The 16514-nt window shown below is 71.7% G+C and carries 15 protein-coding genes; 9 read left to right on the top strand and 6 right to left on the bottom strand.

All coding sequences use genetic code 11. The features are described 5' to 3' along the window. Positions 1 to 23: 23 nt before the first annotated feature. Both ppgK and ACFWVE_RS21395 read right to left on the bottom strand, forming a co-directional pair. Positions 24 to 770, bottom strand: a complete 747-nt coding sequence (gene ppgK, locus ACFWVE_RS21400; RefSeq protein ID WP_384016230.1) for a polyphosphate--glucose phosphotransferase — start codon at positions 768 to 770, stop codon at positions 24 to 26. 158 nt (positions 771 to 928) lie between these two features. After that, positions 929 to 1951: a 4-hydroxy-3-methylbut-2-enyl diphosphate reductase gene (locus tag ACFWVE_RS21395; protein WP_384016228.1), complete on the bottom strand. Its 1023-nt coding sequence runs from the start codon at positions 1949 to 1951 to the stop codon at positions 929 to 931. A 212-nt stretch (positions 1952 to 2163) separates the two neighbouring features. On the opposite strand from ACFWVE_RS21395, the gene xseA reads away from it, so the two are divergent. Continuing rightward, a complete protein-coding gene (xseA, locus tag ACFWVE_RS21390; RefSeq protein WP_384016226.1) occupies positions 2164 to 3372 on the top strand; it encodes an exodeoxyribonuclease VII large subunit in 1209 nt (402 codons plus the stop codon). A 9-nt stretch (positions 3373 to 3381) separates the two neighbouring features. Further along, complete coding sequence (locus tag ACFWVE_RS21385) at positions 3382 to 3714, top strand: exodeoxyribonuclease VII small subunit (RefSeq protein WP_384016224.1); 333 nt, start codon at positions 3382 to 3384, stop codon at positions 3712 to 3714. A gap of 43 nt (positions 3715 to 3757) precedes the next feature. On the opposite strand, the gene ACFWVE_RS21380 is transcribed toward ACFWVE_RS21385, so the two are convergent. Continuing rightward, positions 3758 to 3970 (bottom strand): DUF4287 domain-containing protein, encoded by a 213-nt coding sequence (locus ACFWVE_RS21380; protein ID WP_384016222.1) that lies wholly within the window; start codon positions 3968 to 3970, stop codon positions 3758 to 3760. A 250-nt stretch (positions 3971 to 4220) separates the two neighbouring features. On the opposite strand from ACFWVE_RS21380, the gene ACFWVE_RS21375 reads away from it, so the two are divergent. Next, positions 4221 to 4811 (top strand): malonic semialdehyde reductase, encoded by a 591-nt coding sequence (locus ACFWVE_RS21375; RefSeq protein ID WP_384016221.1) that lies wholly within the window; start codon positions 4221 to 4223, stop codon positions 4809 to 4811. An 82-nt stretch (positions 4812 to 4893) separates the two neighbouring features. Here ACFWVE_RS21375 and ACFWVE_RS21370 read toward each other — a convergent pair whose 3' ends face one another. Beyond that, on the bottom strand, positions 4894 to 5421 hold the full coding sequence (locus tag ACFWVE_RS21370; protein WP_384016219.1) for a DUF4245 domain-containing protein: 528 nt from the start codon (positions 5419 to 5421) through the stop codon (positions 4894 to 4896). Between the two features lie 125 nt (positions 5422 to 5546). On the opposite strand from ACFWVE_RS21370, the gene glpX reads away from it, so the two are divergent. Further along, positions 5547 to 6581: a class II fructose-bisphosphatase gene (gene glpX, locus ACFWVE_RS21365; RefSeq protein WP_384016217.1), complete on the top strand. Its 1035-nt coding sequence runs from the start codon at positions 5547 to 5549 to the stop codon at positions 6579 to 6581. A 377-nt stretch (positions 6582 to 6958) separates the two neighbouring features. Here glpX and ACFWVE_RS21360 read toward each other — a convergent pair whose 3' ends face one another. Next, positions 6959 to 7336, bottom strand: coding sequence for a WhiB family transcriptional regulator (locus ACFWVE_RS21360; RefSeq protein WP_384016215.1), 378 nt, complete (start codon positions 7334 to 7336; stop codon positions 6959 to 6961). A 198-nt stretch (positions 7337 to 7534) separates the two neighbouring features. Beyond that, positions 7535 to 8230 (bottom strand): DUF1707 domain-containing protein, encoded by a 696-nt coding sequence (locus tag ACFWVE_RS21355; RefSeq protein WP_384016213.1) that lies wholly within the window; start codon positions 8228 to 8230, stop codon positions 7535 to 7537. Between the two features lie 218 nt (positions 8231 to 8448). On the opposite strand from ACFWVE_RS21355, the gene ACFWVE_RS21350 reads away from it, so the two are divergent. From ACFWVE_RS21350 to ACFWVE_RS21330, 5 genes are all read left to right on the top strand, one after another. After that, positions 8449 to 10128, top strand: a complete 1680-nt coding sequence (locus ACFWVE_RS21350) for a fumarate hydratase (protein WP_384016211.1) — start codon at positions 8449 to 8451, stop codon at positions 10126 to 10128. Positions 10129 to 10547: 419 nt separating this feature from the next. Continuing rightward, positions 10548 to 11516: a M28 family metallopeptidase gene (locus ACFWVE_RS21345; RefSeq protein WP_384016210.1), complete on the top strand. Its 969-nt coding sequence runs from the start codon at positions 10548 to 10550 to the stop codon at positions 11514 to 11516. A gap of 184 nt (positions 11517 to 11700) precedes the next feature. After that, on the top strand, positions 11701 to 13104 hold the full coding sequence (locus tag ACFWVE_RS21340; protein WP_384016208.1) for a class II fumarate hydratase: 1404 nt from the start codon (positions 11701 to 11703) through the stop codon (positions 13102 to 13104). A gap of 151 nt (positions 13105 to 13255) precedes the next feature. Further along, entirely contained in the window at positions 13256 to 13933 is a 678-nt protein-coding gene (locus tag ACFWVE_RS21335; protein WP_384016206.1) for a DUF402 domain-containing protein, read from the top strand. Positions 13934 to 14263: 330 nt separating this feature from the next. Continuing rightward, positions 14264 to 16408: a SpoIIE family protein phosphatase gene (locus ACFWVE_RS21330; protein WP_384016204.1), complete on the top strand. Its 2145-nt coding sequence runs from the start codon at positions 14264 to 14266 to the stop codon at positions 16406 to 16408. Positions 16409 to 16514: the final 106 nt, after the last annotated feature.

The raw sequence follows: 16514 nt of genomic DNA, 5'->3' as shown, positions 1-16514 counted from the left end.
GATGCCCGGATGCGCCCGGTGCCCTACATACCCGTGGCCGCCCGCATCGCCGCTCCCACGATGCCCGCGTTGTTCTGCAACTGCGCCGGGACGATGCCGGCCTTGATGCCCTGGATGTGGGGCAGGAACTTCTCGGACTTGCGGCTGACACCGCCACCGATCACGAACAGCTCCGGCGAGAACAGCATCTCCAGGTGAGCCAGGTACTTCTGCACCCGGTGCGCCCACTGCTCCCACGTCAGCTCGTGGTCCTCCCTGGCCTTGCTGGACGCCTGCTTCTCCGCCTCGTGGCCGTGCAGCTCCAGGTGGCCGAGCTCCGTGTTGGGGACCAGGACGCCGTCCACGAACACGGCGCTGCCGACGCCCGTGCCGAACGTCAGCATGATGACCGTGCCCCGGCGGCCCCTGCCGGCGCCGAAATGCATCTCGGCGATGCCCGCCGCGTCCGCGTCGTTGACGACGGTCACGGGCAGGCCGCCGAGGCGGTCGCCGAGCAGGACACGAGCGTCGGTGTCGATCCAGCCCTTGTCGACGTTGGCCGCCGAACGGATCGTGGTGCCGTCGGTGACCACGCCCGGGAAGGTGGCCCCGACCGGGCCGGTCCAGCCGAAGTGGTCGATGACCTGCTTGACCCCGTCGGCCACCGCCTCCGGCGTGGACGGTTGCGGGGTGAGGACCTTGCAGCGCTCCTGCGCCAGGTCCCCCTTGTCCAGGTCGACCGGGGCACCCTTGATCCCGGACCCGCCGATGTCCACACCGAAGATCTGCATGGAACCACGTTAAGCCGGACGGTGAACGGTCACCGAATCGAACCCCGTCACCGATCGGACACGAGGTGAGGAATGGGGACGTGATGACCTCGTGCCGTCACATCCCCGGACGCCCTCACACGTCGGCGCGCCGCACCGGCCGCGCCGCACCCACCGCGCTACGCCGAGGCCCCGGCCGACCCCGTGCCGCCGCGCTCCGCCACCAGCGTCGCCGCCTCCTCGCGCAGGTCGCGGCGCAGCTCCTTGGGCAGCGAGAAGATGATGGACTCCTCCGCGGCCTTGACGATCTCGACGTCCTCGAAGCCGCGCTGCGCGAGCCATTCCAGGACCTGCTCGACCAGTACCTCCGGTACCGAGGCGCCCGAGGTGACGCCGACCGTGGAGACACCCTCCAGCCAGGACTCGTCGATCTCGTCGGCGAAGTCGACCAGGTGGGCGTCGCGGGCGCCCGCGATCTTGGCGACCTCGACGAGACGCTTGGAGTTCGAGGAGTTCCGCGAGCCGACCACGATCACCAGGTCCGCCTCGGCGCCCATCTGCTTGACCGCGAGCTGGCGGTTCTGCGTGGCGTAGCAGATGTCGTCGCTGGGCGGGGAGATCAGCTGCGGGAACTTGTCCTTGAGGGCGTCGACGGTCTCCATGGTCTCGTCCACCGAGAGGGTGGTCTGGGAGAGCCAGACCACCTTCGACGGGTCACGGACCTCGACCTTGGCGACGTCCCCGGGGCCGTCGACGAGCTGGATGTGGTCGGGGGCCTCGCCGGAGGTGCCGATGACCTCCTCGTGGCCCTCGTGCCCGATCAGGAGGATGTCGTAGTCCTCGCCCGCGAACCGGACCGCTTCCTTGTGCACCTTGGTGACCAGCGGGCAGGTCGCGTCGATGGTGGCGAGCCGGCCGCGCTCGGCCTCCTCGTGGACGACGGGGGCCACGCCGTGCGCGGAGAACATGACGATGTTGCCCGGCGGCACCTCCTCCGTCCGTTCGACGAAGACGGCGCCCTTCTTCTCCAGGGTCTGCACGACGTACTTGTTGTGCACGATCTCGTGCCGGACGTAGACGGGGGCCCCGTACTGCTCCAGGGCCTTCTCGACGGCGATCACGGCGCGGTCCACGCCCGCGCAGTAGCCCCGGGGGGCGGCGAGCAGGACACGGCGGCCAGGCGAAGCGGTCATGCGTCCCATCGTAAGGGCCGCGTCCGACCGCCCGGTGATCGCGTCCGGCGGGAGGCACCGGACCGGCCCGGGTTCCGGGTGCACGGGGGCGGTGAGCAGGGCGTACGGGCGCACCGGGCGCATGGGCGGGCGGTGTACGGGTATGGGCGGGCGGTGTACGGCGTGGAGGCCGCCGCCCGGTGGTGGCCTGCGATGTCGGTGGCTCGCACTACGCTCGCGGCATGGCTGTCAACACGTCTGCGGAAGCGCCCATCCCGGTCGGTGAGGTGTCGCGGCTCATCGGGGGGTGGATCGACCGGCTCGGCGCGGTGTGGGTCGAGGGGCAGATCACCCAGCTGTCGCGGCGGCCGGGTGCCGGCGTGGTGTTCATGACGCTGCGGGACGCCTCGTACGACATCTCCGTCGGCGTGACCTGCTACCGGCAGGTGTTCGACGCCGTCGCCGACGTCGTCGGCGAGGGCGCGCGGGTCGTGGTGCACTGCAAGCCCGAGTGGTACGCCCCGCGCGGGCAGCTGTCGCTGCGGGCCGCCGAGATCAGACCGGTCGGGGTCGGGGAACTGCTCGCGCGGCTCGAGCAGCTGAAGAAGTCCCTCGCGCGGGAGGGCCTTTTCGCGCCGGAGCGCAAGAAGACGCTGCCGTTCCTGCCGCGGCTGATCGGGCTGGTCTGCGGACGCGCCTCGGCCGCCGAGCGGGACGTGCTGGAGAACGCCCGGCACCGCTGGCCCGCCGTCCGCTTCGAGGTGCGCAATGTCGCCGTGCAGGGCGTGCACGCGGTGCCGCAGGTCGTCCAGGCCGTGAAGGAGCTGGACGCGGCCGACGAGGTGGACGTGATCGTCGTGGCACGGGGCGGGGGCAGTGTGGAGGACCTGCTGCCGTTCTCCGACGAGCAGCTGGTGCGGGCGGTGGCGGCCTGCCGTACGCCGGTCGTCTCCGCGATCGGGCACGAGCCGGACAACCCGCTCCTGGACCATGTCGCCGACGTACGGGCCTCCACTCCGACGGACGCCGCCAAGAGGGTGGTCCCGGACGTGGGCGAGGAGTACGAGCGGGTGCGGCTGCTGCGCGACCGTGCGCGGCGCTGTGTCCAGGCGTTCGTCGACCGGGAGGAGCGGGGGCTGGCCCATGCGCTGGCCCGGCCCTCGATGGAGGACCCGCACCGGATGATCGACGGGCGGGCCGAGGAGGTCACCGCGCTGCTCGACCGGGCCCGGCGCTGTCTGCGGCACCAGCTGGACCGGACCGACTCCGAGCTGACGCACACGCACGCGCGCGTGGTGGCCCTGTCCCCCGCCGCGACGCTGAAGCGCGGGTACGCCGTGCTGCAGCGGGCCGACGGGCACGCGGTGCGTGATCCGGGCGAGGTGGAGGCCGGTGAGGCGTTGCGGGCACGGGTGTCCGAGGGCGAGTTCAGTGTCCGAGTCGATGCGTAGGGTGGGCGGATGACCAGCAAGACGGAGCAGACCGGGCAGGCGGAGCAGGTGGCGGGGACCTCCGGGCAGGCGGAGCAGGTGGCGGGGACCTCCGGGCAGGCGGAGGCCGCGGCCGAGGCGCTCGGATACGAGCAGGCACGGGACGAGCTGATCGAGGTCGTACGCCGTCTGGAGACGGGCGGTACGACGCTGGAGGAGTCGCTCGCGCTCTGGGAGCGGGGCGAGGAGCTCGCCAAGGTGTGCCGGAGCCGGCTGGCCGGGGCACGGGCCCGGCTGGACGCGGCGCTCGCGGAGGAGACCGCCGGCGCGGGGCGCGCGGAGGACGGGTCCGGGGACCTGTAGGCCGCGCGCGGCCCGCCCGGTCCGTCCCGGTGGGCGGGCGGGGCTACTTGGCGTTGTCCTCGGCCAGGGTGTGGGCGACGAGGGCGTTCGCGTGGCCGTGGCCCAGGGTGTGCTCGGCCTTGAGCCAGGCGACCAGCTCCATGTGCTTGACGAGCGGCGAGGAGCGGATCAGTTCCTTCCACTCCGCGATCGGACGGCCGTACTTCTTCTCGATCGACGGAAAGTAACTGGCCGGTCCCTTGGCGGTGGTGGTCATATCGGGCGGGTCCCCTCTGCTCCGAGTGGTGGCGTACTGCTGGTTAGGACTGCGGGCGCGCGAGGAAGTGATCGGGAATCGACGTGACCCGCATCACTCGGCAGGCGGAGGGTGAGGCGGGTCACCACACCCCGCTTCGACCGGCCCCCACTTTGATTGAACTTTGAACTTCTTTGGCGTAACGTCTTCCCGTCAAGGACTTCACGCCGACCGCGCGGAGCCGACGCCCTCCTCCCCAGAAGGATCACGCATGTCTCTCGTTCTTGACGCCGCTGCCCAGGACCTGCTCTTCCGTGAGGCGCGCACCGCCAACACGTTCACCGACGAGCCGGTGACCGACGAGCAGGTGCAGGCCGTCTACGACCTGGTCAAGTACGGCCCGACCTCCATGAACCAGTCGCCGCTGCGCGTCACCCTGGTCCGCTCCCCCGAGGCCCGCGAGCGCCTCGTCCAGCACATGTCCGAGGGCAACAAGCCCAAGACGGCCACCGCCCCGCTGGTCGCGATCCTCTCCGCGGACAACGAGTTCCACGAGGAGCTGCCGCACCTCTTCCCGCACTTCCCGGGGGCCAAGGACGCGTTCGCCGCCGACCGCTCGGTGCGGGAGAAGAACGCCGCGCTGAACGCCGCCCTCCAGGCCGCGTACTTCATCGTCGGCGTGCGCGCCGCGGGTCTGGCCGCCGGCCCGATGACCGGCTGCGACTTCGAGGGCATCCGCAAGGAGTTCCTCGACGACGACCACACCCCGCTGATGGTCGTCAACATCGGCCACCCCGGCCAGGACGCCTGGTTCCCGCGCAACCCGCGCCTGGAGTACGACCAGGTCGTCACCACCGTCTGACCGCCGCCCGGGCCGCGGCCCGCACAGCACACGCATGCGGCAGGGCCCCCGACACACCGTCGGGGGCCCTGCCGCATGCCGGTCAGTCGGATTCGGTGCGCAGGGCCTCGGCCATCTCCGTCAGCCGGGCGAAGGACGCCGTGCCCGTCACCACCGTGGTCGAGTCCTCGTCCTCGAACACCAGCGCGTCGTACTGACCGCCCTCGTACCGGGTCCAGGTCCTGCCGGCGATCTGCTGCGTCCTCCCGGTCTTCTCCGCGCCCTGGGTCTCCTCCTCGATGAAGACCACCGGCTTGCGAGTCGACTGCTCGACCGCCACGTACTCCCCGTCGGGGGCTCGGTAGCCGAGGTGCCAGGCGTCGAACTCCTCGCCCTGGAAACGGACGGAGGTGGGCTTCCACGCCTCGGGCAGACCCTCGGGCGCGGCCACCGCGTAGGCGGCGGCACGGCGCGCGGTGAGCAGGTCGACGCGGTAGTCGACCCGCTTGAGGTCGGGCTCACTGTCGTCGTGCGGGATGAACAGCCAGATCACTCCCGCGGCGAGCAAGATGAGCCCCAGGGAAAGGATCATGTCCCGGGCCGACTTCTGCGTGCTGTTCGTTCCTGCCACGCCCCTATCGTCGCAGGTGCCCGGTCCGCTCATCCGTGGGGCCCCCTGCTCATTCTGTCCACCCGACGCTAGAGTCGAGCTCAACACCCTCATCCGGCCGTCGTCGTACAGAAAGGTGCGCTCCGATGACCGAGAATCATCAATTGCCGTCCGAACTCGATGTGCCCTCCGAAGCTCCCGACCGCAACCTCGCCATGGAACTCGTCCGGGTCACCGAGGCCGCCGCGATGGCCGCCGGGCGCTGGGTCGGGCGCGGCGACAAGAACGGCGCCGACGGTGCCGCGGTCCGCGCCATGCGCACCCTCGTCTCCACCGTCTCGATGAACGGCGTCGTCGTCATCGGCGAGGGGGAGAAGGACGAGGCCCCGATGCTCTTCAACGGGGAGCGCGTGGGCGACGGGACCGGGCCCGAGTGCGACATCGCCGTCGACCCGATCGACGGCACCACGCTGACCGCCAAGGGCATGACCAACGCGATCGCCGTACTGGCCGCCGCCGAGCGCGGCTCGATGTTCGACCCCTCGGCCGTGTTCTACATGGACAAGCTGGTCACCGGGCCCGAGGCCGCCGACTTCGTCGACATCGACGCGCCCGTGGCCGTGAACATCCGCCGGGTCGCCAGGGCCAAGCGGGCCACCCCCGAGGACGTCACGGTGGTGATCCTCGACCGGCCCCGGCACGACGGCATCATCAAGGAGATCCGGGAGACCGGGGCGCGCATCAAGCTGATCTCCGACGGTGACGTGGCCGGCTCGATCCTCGCCCTGCGCGAGGGAACCGGTATCGACCTGCTGCTCGGCATCGGCGGCACCCCCGAGGGCATCATCTCGGCCTGTGCCGTGAGGTGCCTCGGCGGCACCCTTCAGGGCAAGCTGTGGCCGCAGGACGACGCGGAGCGGCAGCGCGCGCTCGACGCGGGGCACGACCTCGACCGGGTGCTGACCGACGCGGACCTCGTCACCGGCGACAACGTGTTCTTCGTGGCCACCGGCATCACCGACGGCGAACTGCTGCGCGGGGTGCGCTACCGGTCCGAGACCGCCACGACCGACTCCATCGTGATGCGGTCCAAGTCGGGGACGGTGCGGCGGATCGACTCCGAGCACCGGCTGAGCAAGCTGCGTGCGTACAGTGCGGTGGATTTCGACCGGGCGAAGTAGCTCCGCGGGGTTCGCCGGAGGTTGTGCGGGTGGCCCACGGGTGTGCGGTCCGTGGGTCCCCCGCCTCGCACCGTCCGGCGGTCTCGTCCCGAATGGTGCGGGTCCGCTGTGGCCGGGCGCGCAGTTCCCCGCGCCCCTTTTGGCCACCGGTACGGGAAGGGCGCCCCGTGCAGTGGGCGTCGCACAGCTCCCCACGCCCCCGGCGGGTCACCCGGTGCTGGAATCGCACCCCTCGTGCGGCACAGGTCGCGCGGCTCCCCACGCCCCCGGTGGGTCACCCGGTGCCGGGAACGCGGCCCTCGTGCGGCGCAGGGCGCGCGGGTCCCCGCGGCCCCGGGTGGGCCGAGTGCGCGGTGTCGGGGGGCTTCGGGGGCTGGTCAGCCTGCTGCTGCTATGGGGCCGCCGGTGCGGGTCGTCTTCTGGAGCTCCAGGTCTCGGCGGCGGCGTCGGGCCAGGACCACGCGGCGCTCGGCGGCGGTCAGGCCGCCCCAGACGCCGTAGGGCTCGGGCTGGAGCAGGGCGTGTTCCCGGCACTCCACCATCACCGGACAGCGTGCGCAGACCCGCTTCGCGGCCTCCTCGCGGGAGAGCCTGGCGGCCGTGGGCTCCTTCGACGGGGCGAAGAACAGTCCTGCCTCGTCGCGCCGGCACACCGCCTCGGTGTGCCAGGGCGCGTCCTGGTCCCTGTCTCGCGTCGGCACCCGCTGGGCCGGAACGGCAGCTACCTGCAGGGACGAATGCGGCGGTTGCGGCACGGGTCTACTCCTGACGACGGCTTCGCGAGCGAGAGACGATGCAGCAAGGCCTACCCGCTGTGCGCACGCCTATGCACTGAGTCCCGAACCGCCGCTTCCGGCACCGGAATTCGGCACCTGCCGCCGCCGCACCGTCCCCCCGGCGCATCGACGGGACGCCTTCGCTTCAGCGTCTCCGTCCACCCCGCTTCACGGGCGTCAACGGTCCTGGCGCCACCGCGCACTCTTGTCCACCGAGCGCTGCACCCGGTCGAGGATGTCCGCCACCAGCTTGCCCCGCTTGGGCCGCGCCTCGACATTGCCCAGCACCGCCCAGCCGTCCACGTAGACCACCGGCGCCTCGGGGTCCTCCGCGTCCAGCGAGGCCACCTCGAAGTTGCCGAGGACGCCCCCGCCCATGCCGCGCAGCGACACGTTCTCCGGGACGCGGACCTCGACGTTGCCGAAGACCGAGAAGGCCTTGATCACGACCTGCTGGTGGTCGAAGATCGCCTCACTGAGGTCTATCTCGACATTGCCGAAGACCGCGTACACATGGATGCGGCGGCCCGCCCGCCAGCGGCCCTTGCGGGTGGCGGCGCTGAAGACCGCCACCACGTTGTCGTCGGGGTCCATCGGGATGGCGCCCGCGGTGGGCCGGCCGGGCGCCGCGGCAGGGGCCGCGCGCCGCTGGTGTTCGCCCGGCAGGTCCCGGACGAACACCTCGAGCTCCCCGGCGGTCTTGGCGGCCAGCACGCCCTCGACGCGCTCGGAGTGCTCCTCGGGGGTCAGCCTGCCTTCGGCGAGGGCATCGCGCAGAAAGTCGGCGACACGGTCGCGGTCGGCGTCCGAGACACGCAGCTCGGCGGCCCGCGGCGCGCTGTCCTGCGGTTGGGCGTGCTTCTGAAGGTCCACGGCAGCAGCGTACCCAAACGCGATAGATCGCGACTACCCCCTGTCGCGAAATACTCGCGAACGCCACGGGAACCACCGGAACGGGAAGCGTGGGAGCCCGCGGCCCGAGCCCCGGCCGACAGCAACTGAGGACAACCTCACAAGCTCCCCCGCCGCGGCAGGTCCTACGCTGGTGGGCGCTCGCCGACGTCGGCGGGCGGCCACCTGTCGAGTGAGGAATGGGCGAGATGCCTGAGTTCGAGTACGCCGATCTGCTCCCCATGGGAGAGGACACCACCCCCTACCGGCTGGTGACCTCCGAAGGTGTCTCCACCTTCGAGGCCGACGGACGGACCTTCCTCAAGGTGGAGCCGGAGGCGCTGCGCAAGCTCGCCGAAGAGGCCATCCGCGACATCCAGCACTACCTCCGCCCCGCCCACCTCACCCAGCTGCGCCGCATCATCGACGACCCCGAGGCCTCGCCCAACGACAAGTTCGTCGCCCTGGACCTGCTGAAGAACGCCAACATCGCGGCGGCCGGCGTGCTCCCCATGTGCCAGGACACCGGCACCGCGATCGTCATGGGCAAGCGCGGCCAGAACGTCCTCACCGAGGGCGGCGACGAAGAGGCCCTGTCCCGGGGCATCTACGACGCGTACCACAACCTCAACCTGCGCTACTCCCAGATGGCGCCCCTGACCATGTGGGAGGAGAAGAACACCGGCTCCAACCTCCCCGCCCAGATCGAGCTGTACGCCACCGACGGCGGCGCCTACAAGTTCCTGTTCATGGCCAAGGGCGGCGGCTCCGCCAACAAGAGCTTCCTCTACCAGGAGACCAAGGCCGTCCTGAACGAGTCCTCCATGATGAAGTTCCTGGAGGAGAAGATCCGTTCGCTCGGCACGGCCGCCTGTCCGCCGTACCACCTGGCGATCGTCGTCGGCGGCACGTCCGCCGAGTACGCGCTGAAGACCGCGAAGTACGCCTCCGCGCACTACCTCGACGAGATCCCCTCCGAGGGCTCCCCGCTGGGCCACGGCTTCCGCGACAAGGAACTGGAGGACAAGGTCTTCGAGCTGACCCAGAAGATCGGCATCGGCGCGCAGTTCGGCGGCAAGTACTTCTGCCACGACGTCCGCGTGGTCCGCCTGCCGCGGCACGGCGCGTCCTGCCCGGTCGCCATCGCCGTCTCCTGCTCCGCCGACCGCCAGGCCGTCGCGAAGATCACCGCCGAGGGCGTCTTCCTCGAGCAGCTGGAGCGGGACCCCGCACGGTTCCTTCCCGAGACGACGGACGAGCACCTCGAGACCGAGAGTGACGTCGTCCGGATCGACCTGAACCAGCCGATGGACGCCATCCTCGCGGAACTCACCAAGTACCCGGTGAAGACCCGCCTCTCCCTCACCGGCCCGCTGGTCGTCGCCCGCGACATCGCGCACGCCAAGATCAAGGAGCGGCTGGACGCGGGCGAGGGGATGCCGCAGTACCTCAAGGACCACCCGGTGTACTACGCCGGTCCGGCCAAGACCCCCGAGGGCTACGCGTCCGGCTCCTTCGGCCCGACGACCGCCGGCCGCATGGACTCCTACGTCGAGCAGTTCCAGGCGGCGGGCGGCTCCAAGGTGATGCTCGCCAAGGGCAACCGCAGCAAGCAGGTCACCGACGCGTGCGACGCGCACGGCGGCTTCTACCTCGGCTCGATCGGCGGGCCGGCCGCCCGGCTCGCCCAGGACTGCATCAAGAAGGTCGAGGTCCTGGAGTACGAGGAACTCGGCATGGAGGCGGTCTGGAAGATCGAGGTCGAGGACTTCCCGGCGTTCGTCGTCGTCGACGACAAGGGCAACGACTTCTTCCAGGACCCTTCGCCGCAGCAGCCCACGTTCACGTCGATTCCGGTGCGGGGGCCGGGGCTGGTGTAGTGCCCACGGGGGCGGCGGCCGGGGCTTTCGGCCCCCGCCGCCGCTCCCCTCCTCCCCTCCCCGGGGCCGCCCCCGGGACCGCGCCCCGACCCCCCTCCGGCCCTGAACAGGAATCGTCCTCGAACGCCGGACGGTCCGGGGGCGACCCACCGCCCGCGGTTCCCCTCGGCCGACCGGGCCGGCTCGACACCGACACGCCCTCGCGGCAGACCCCGGAAACGCCCGCGGGCGCCGCCACGGGCCCCCGTGCGCCCGGATAGCGGACGCCGTGTTCTCTTTTTGGACAACCTGCCCGCGCGGCCCCCGTTTCCGTTGACTCCCCCCGCTCTCGCCTGTGACCCTTCTCGCCATTCTGACATGCACACACCATGTCGGACTCCCCGTGGCCCACCCCACGGCCACCTCCCGAAGGAGACAGTGTGAGACGACGATTCGCCGTGGCGAGCTTCTCCCTCGCCGTCGTGCTCGGCTGCGGAACCCTCCCCGCCGCGGCCGCCGCTCCCGTGGTGGCGGACCGGTCCGCCACCGCCGTGAACGCGCTCGCCGCGCCCGACGTCGACGTGACGAAGGTGCGGGCGCACCTGAGCGAGCTCAGTGCCATCGCCGGCCGCAACGGCGGCAACCGCCGCTCCACCACCCAGGGGTACCGCGACTCGGTCGCCTACGTGAAGGGCAAGCTGCAGGCGGCCGGTTACACCGTCACCGAGCAGCCCTGCACCTCCGGCTGCACCGGCGGAGCGGGCCCCAACCTGATCGCCGAGTGGCCGCAGGGCGACGCGAACAACGTGTACGTGTTCGGCGCCCACCTCGACGGCGTGTCGGCGGGCCCCGGCATGAACGACAACGGCTCCGGCTCGGCCGCGCTCCTGGAGAACGCGCTGACCCTGGCCCAGCAGAACCCGGCCATGCGCAACCGGGTCCGCTTCGCCTGGTGGACCGATGAGGAGCAGGGCCTCAACGGCTCGGAGTTCTACGTGCGTTCGCTGTCCTCCACCCAGCGCTCCAGAATCCGGGCGTACTACAACTTCGACATGATCGCCTCGACCAACGGCGGCTACTTCATCAACCGCATCACCACGTCGGCCGCCGCGCCGATGAAGGCGTACTGGGACTCGCTGGGCCTGCGACCCGAGGAGAACACCGAGGGCGCCGGGCGCAGCGACGACTACCCCTTCCAGCAGGCCGGCATCCCCACCTCCGGCTACGCGATGGGCGCCGGCGCCCGCAAGACGTCCGCACAGGCCGCCAAATGGGGCGGCACGGCCGGTTCCGCCTACGACCCCTGCTACCACCGGTCCTGCGACACCCTCACCAACATCAACACCACCGGTCTGAACCGCGCGGCCGACGGCATCGCCTACACCCTCTGGCAGCAGGCCGTCGCCTGAAGCCGGTGCGTGCGGCCGGTGGGCGCAGCGCCCGGCCGGCACCGGTCTCCACGCGGGACTCCGCCCCGCCGCGCCCTCGCGGCGGGGCGGAGTCCGTTCCGGGTACCCGTACGGAATGCCGGCGAGGGACCGGCAGGAATACACCCGGCCCGCACCACTGCTGTGGACCTTCGGAGGTACGACGATGACGACCACGGACGACGACCGGCGCTACCGCATCGAGCACGATTCCATGGGGGAGGTGAAGGTACCGGCCGGCGCCAAGTGGCGGGCGCAGACGCAGCGGGCCGTGGAGAACTTCCCGGTCTCGGGGCAGCGCATCGAACGTGCCCACATCGAGGCCCTCGCCCGGATCAAGGGCGCCGCGGCGAAGGTGAACGCGCGCCTCGGTGTGCTGGACGAGGACATCGCCGAGGCGATCGGCGCGGCGGCCGGGGAGGTCGCCGGGGGGAAGTGGGACGAGCACTTCCCCGTCGACGTGTTCCAGACGGGTTCGGGCACCTCGTCCAACATGAACACCAACGAGGTCATCGCCACCCTGGCGACCGAGCGGCTCGGGCGCCCCGTGCACCCCAACGACCACGTCAACGCCTCCCAGTCGTCCAACGACGTCTTCCCGTCCTCGATCCACATCGCCGCCACCGCCGCCGTCACCCGGGACCTCGTACCGGCTCTCGAGCACCTAGCGGCCTCGCTGGAGCGCAAGGCCGAGGAGTTCGCCGACGTGGTGAAGTCGGGGCGCACGCACCTGATGGACGCCACGCCCGTCACCCTCGGGCAGGAGTTCGGCGGGTACGCGGCCCAGGTGCGGTACGGGGTCGAGCGGCTGCACGCCTCCCTCCCCCGGCTGGCCGAGCTGCCCCTCGGCGGGACCGCCGTCGGCACCGGCATCAACACCCCGCCCGGGTTCCCGGCCGCCGTCATCGAGGAGGTCGCCCGGGTCACCGGGCTGCCGCTGACCGAGGCCCGCGACCACTTCGAGGCGCAGGGCGCGCGGGACGGCATCGTGGAGACCAGCGGCCAGCTGCGGACGATCGCGGTCGGCCTGACGAAGATCGCCAACGATCTGCGGTGGATGGCCTCGGGTCCCCGCACCGGCCTCGCCGAGATCGCCCTGCCCGACCTCCAGCCCGGCTCCTCGATCATGCCCGGCAAGGTCAACCCGGTCATCCCGGAGGCCGTGCTCATGGTGAGCGCGCAGGTCTTCGGCAACGACGCGACCGTCGCCGCCGCGGGGGCCGCCGGCAACTTCGAGCTCAACGTGATGCTGCCCGTCATCGCGAAGAACGTCCTGGAGTCGATCCGGCTGCTCGCGAACGTCTCCCGGCTGCTCGCCGACCGTACGGTCGACGGGATCGTCGCCGACCGCGAGCGGGCCCGGGAGTACGCCGAGTCCTCGCCGTCCGTGGTCACCCCGCTCAACAGGTACATCGGCTACGAGGAGGCCGCGAAGGTCGCCAAGAAGGCGCTGGCACAGCGGAAGACCATCCGCCGGGTGGTCCTGGAGAGCGGGTACGTCGAGCGCGGCGACCTCACCGTGGAGCAGCTCGACGAGGCGCTGGACGTCCTGCGGATGACGCGTCCGTGAAGCGGCGCGGCTGAGGCGGGCCCCTCCGCCGCGTCTCCGCCGCACCCCCGTCACGTCTCCGCCGTGTCCACGCCGTGTCTCCGGTGTTCCGCACGGGTGAAGCGTGACGGGGACCGCAGCGACCTGTGCCTGGGGCACCTAATATCTGCCCATGGCACAGGGCGGAGCGGCAGGACGCGGGGACGGCCACTGGGCACCAGGGACGCAGATCCTGTGGCGCTACCGGGAGAACGGGGGCGCGCGCTTCCACATCGCGCGCCCCGTCACGGTCGTACGCGACGACCCCGAACTGCTCGCCGTGTGGATGGCGCCCGGCACCGAGTGCGTGAAGCCGGTGCTCGCCGACGGCACCCCCGTGCACCAGGAGCCCCTTCGCACCCGGTACACCAAGCCCCGTACGGTCCAGCGCGGCCGCTGGACCGGGACCGGTGTGCTGAAGCTGGCCCGGCCCGGTGAGCCCTGGTCGGTGTGGCTGTTCTGGGACCGGGACTGGCGGTTCAAGAACTGGTACGTGAACCTGGAGGAGCCGCTGGCCCGTTGGGTGGGCGGGGTGGACTCCGAGGATCACTTTCTGGACATCTCCGTGCACCCGGACCGCAGTTGGCACTGGCGGGACGAAGACGAGTTCGCGCAGGCCCAGCGGGACGGACTGGTGGACGCCGCGCTGGCCGGCCGGGTGCGGGAGGCGGGCCGGGACGCGGTGGCCGTGATCTCCCGGTGGGGAGCCCCGTTCTCGGACGGCTGGCAGAACTGGCGCCCGGATCCGTCGTGGGCGGTACCTTCACTTCCACCGGACTGGGACAGCACGCCCGCGCATCTGTCGTCATGAGACTCTTGATGCACCCCGGGTCAGGAAACGTAGGATCGTCCTCCGCAAGGCACCGGGCGTCAGCAACTTCCGGAGCACGCGCTGGGTTTGACCGAACGTCACCGAGGGGCGGCAGGACGTGAGCGAGGGGTACGGCACCACCGGTGCGGGCCGGGGACGGTCGGCAGGCGGCACAGAAGCAGGCGCTCACCACGCGGGAATTCCGTTCCTGGGGCAGGCATTCCGGGTATCGGAGTTCCGGCAGGACGTACGGTGTGCACGGCGTGCGTCCCCGGCCTCACGTTCGCGGGGCAGGCGGGAACGTGAGGAACGGGCCCTGGCCCCGGACGGATGGACTCGACACGCGTGACGGAGCAGCCGACCTCCTACGAGCGCCCGGAACCGGGCGTCACCCCCGCGGATGCCCGCGAGGCGTTCCTGCCTGCCCCGACATCGTCGTCATCGTCGCCGCCTCCGGCGGAGCCGGGTACCGCCGGGCCCGGCGCCGAGCACTCCCAGCCGCACGCCGGGCAGGAATCCGAACCCGACACCCACCGACCTCGGCCCGCGCCCGCGGGCATACCGCTCCAGCCGGCCGGAGGACAGAAACCCGACGTGCACGACCACCCGGCATCGGACCACCTGACAGCGGACCACCCGGCAGTGGCCCCTCCGGCACCCGGCGGTGCGTCCCAGGAGCAGGCGTCCCAGGACCGCCCCGTACCCGCCCCCGACGGCTCCGAGCGGCGCACCGGTCAGGTGACCCCGCCCGGGAAGCCCACGCCGATGCGTCGGGACGGGGACCGGCTGAGGTTCGTCGGCGCCGCCACCCGGCGGATCGCCCGCGGCATCGATCTCGAAGAGATCGTGATGGGTCTGTGCCGGGCCACCGTGCCCACCTTCGCCGACACCATCCTGGTCTATCTGCGCGAGCCCCTGCCGGTCGGTGACGAGCGGCCCACCGGCCCGCTGGTGCTGCGGCTGCGGCGCAGCGACCGGATCCCGGCCGAGCGCGACACCGACGGCGGATTCGTGCCGGCCGTCGCGCCCACGCCGTCCGAGCTGGACTCCATCGGCTCGGAGCGGTGCACGGTGCGGCCCGGCAGCGCGCTCGCCGAAGTGCTGCGCGGCGTACGGCCGGTGTTCACGGACGCGCCCGCCGCGCGCGCCGCCCTGCCCGAACTCCTCGGCGAGGGAGCCGAGTCCGCCGTCCCCGACGGTCAGCGGGCGATTCTCGCACCGCTGCGCGGCCGGCGCCGGGTGATCGGCGCGGCCCTGTTCCTGCGCGGCCCGGAGCGCCCCGCGTTCGACGCCGACGACCTGCTGGTCGCCGCCCAGCTCGCCACGCACAGCGCCCTCGGCATCGACAAGGCGGTGCTGTACGGGCGGGAGGCGTACATCGCGGACGAGTTGCAGCGGACCATGCTGCCGGAGAACCTGCCGCGCTGCACCGGCGTACGGCTGGCCTCCCGTTATCTGCCCGCCGCCGAGACCGCGCGCGTGGGCGGTGACTGGTACGACGCCATCCCGCTGCCCGGCAGCAGGGTCGCCCTCGTCGTCGGCGACGTCATGGGGCACTCCATGACCTCCGCCGCGATCATGGGCCAGCTGCGCACCACCGCCCAGACCCTGGCCGGGCTCGACCTGCCTCCGCAGGAGGTGCTGCACCACCTGGACGAGCAGGCGCAGCGGCTCGGCGCGGACCGCATGGCGACCTGCCTGTACGCGGTGTACGACCCGGTCGCGCACCGCATCACCATCGCCAACGCCGGTCATCCGCCGCCCATTCTGCTGCCCCTCGGCGGACGGGCCGAGGTGCTGCGGGTGCCCGCGGGCGCCCCGATCGGCGTCGGCGGCGTGGACTTCGAGGCGGTCGAGCTGGACGCGCCCGCCGGGGCGACGCTGCTGCTCTACACGGACGGCCTGGTCGAGTCCCGGCTGCGGGACGTGTGGACCGGCATCGACCAGTTGCGCGACAAGCTCACCGCGACCGCGCAGCTGACCGGCCCGGACCATCCGCCGCCGCTGGAGGCACTGTGCGACGAGGTGCTCGACATGCTCGGTCCGGGCGACCGGGACGACGACATCGCGCTGCTCGCCGCCCGTTTCGACGGGATCGCGCCGAGCGATGTGGCGTACTGGTTCCTCGAGCCGGAGGACGCCGCTCCCGGCCGGGCCCGCCGGCTGGCCCGCCGGGCGCTGTCCCGGTGGGGCATGGAGGACCTGAGCGACTCGGTGGAGCTGCTGGTCAGCGAGGTGGTCACCAACGCGGTCCGGTACGCCTCCCGCCCGGTCACCCTGCGGCTGCTGCGTACGGACGTCCTGCGCTGCGAGGTCGGTGACGACGTGCCCCAGCTCCCGCGGCTGCGCCAGGCACGCGCCACGGACGAGGGCGGCCGCGGCCTCTACCTGGTCAACCGCCTGGCCCGCCGCTGGGGCGCGACCCGGCTGAGCACCGGCAAGGTGGTGTGGTTCGAGCTGAACCACGGCGGCTGAAGCACAGCGGCTGAAACGCGGTACGGCAGCCGATGCGCGGCGGGTCGACGACGACGGCCGATCGGCACGCACGAACGAGGTGGGGGCGCCCGGTGACAACACCGGG

This window comes from Streptomyces sp. NPDC058632 (assembly GCF_042717095.1).
Taxonomy (GTDB): domain Bacteria; phylum Actinomycetota; class Actinomycetes; order Streptomycetales; family Streptomycetaceae; genus Streptomyces.
Note: the sequence above shows the minus strand (reverse complement) of the source record. Positions and strands in the feature narration are given on the sequence as shown.

Bases quoted from the DNA above. Each gene is read 5' to 3' on its own strand.
- ppgK (WP_384016230.1), bottom strand. From the start codon at position 770: ATGCAGATCTTCGGTGTGGACATCGGCGGGTCCGGGATCAAGGGTGCC.
- ACFWVE_RS21395 (WP_384016228.1), bottom strand. From the start codon at position 1,951: ATGGGACGCATGACCGCTTCGCCTGGCCGCCGTGTCCTGCTCGCCGCC.
- xseA (WP_384016226.1), top strand. From the start codon at position 2,164: ATGGCTGTCAACACGTCTGCGGAAGCGCCCATCCCGGTCGGTGAGGTG.
- ACFWVE_RS21385 (WP_384016224.1), top strand. From the start codon at position 3,382: ATGACCAGCAAGACGGAGCAGACCGGGCAGGCGGAGCAGGTGGCGGGG.
- ACFWVE_RS21380 (WP_384016222.1), bottom strand. From the start codon at position 3,970: ATGACCACCACCGCCAAGGGACCGGCCAGTTACTTTCCGTCGATCGAG.
- ACFWVE_RS21375 (WP_384016221.1), top strand. From the start codon at position 4,221: ATGTCTCTCGTTCTTGACGCCGCTGCCCAGGACCTGCTCTTCCGTGAG.
- glpX (WP_384016217.1), top strand. From the start codon at position 5,547: ATGACCGAGAATCATCAATTGCCGTCCGAACTCGATGTGCCCTCCGAA.
- ACFWVE_RS21350 (WP_384016211.1), top strand. From the start codon at position 8,449: ATGGGCGAGATGCCTGAGTTCGAGTACGCCGATCTGCTCCCCATGGGA.
- ACFWVE_RS21340 (WP_384016208.1), top strand. From the start codon at position 11,701: ATGACGACCACGGACGACGACCGGCGCTACCGCATCGAGCACGATTCC.
- ACFWVE_RS21335 (WP_384016206.1), top strand. From the start codon at position 13,256: ATGGCACAGGGCGGAGCGGCAGGACGCGGGGACGGCCACTGGGCACCA.
- ACFWVE_RS21330 (WP_384016204.1), top strand. From the start codon at position 14,264: ATGGACTCGACACGCGTGACGGAGCAGCCGACCTCCTACGAGCGCCCG.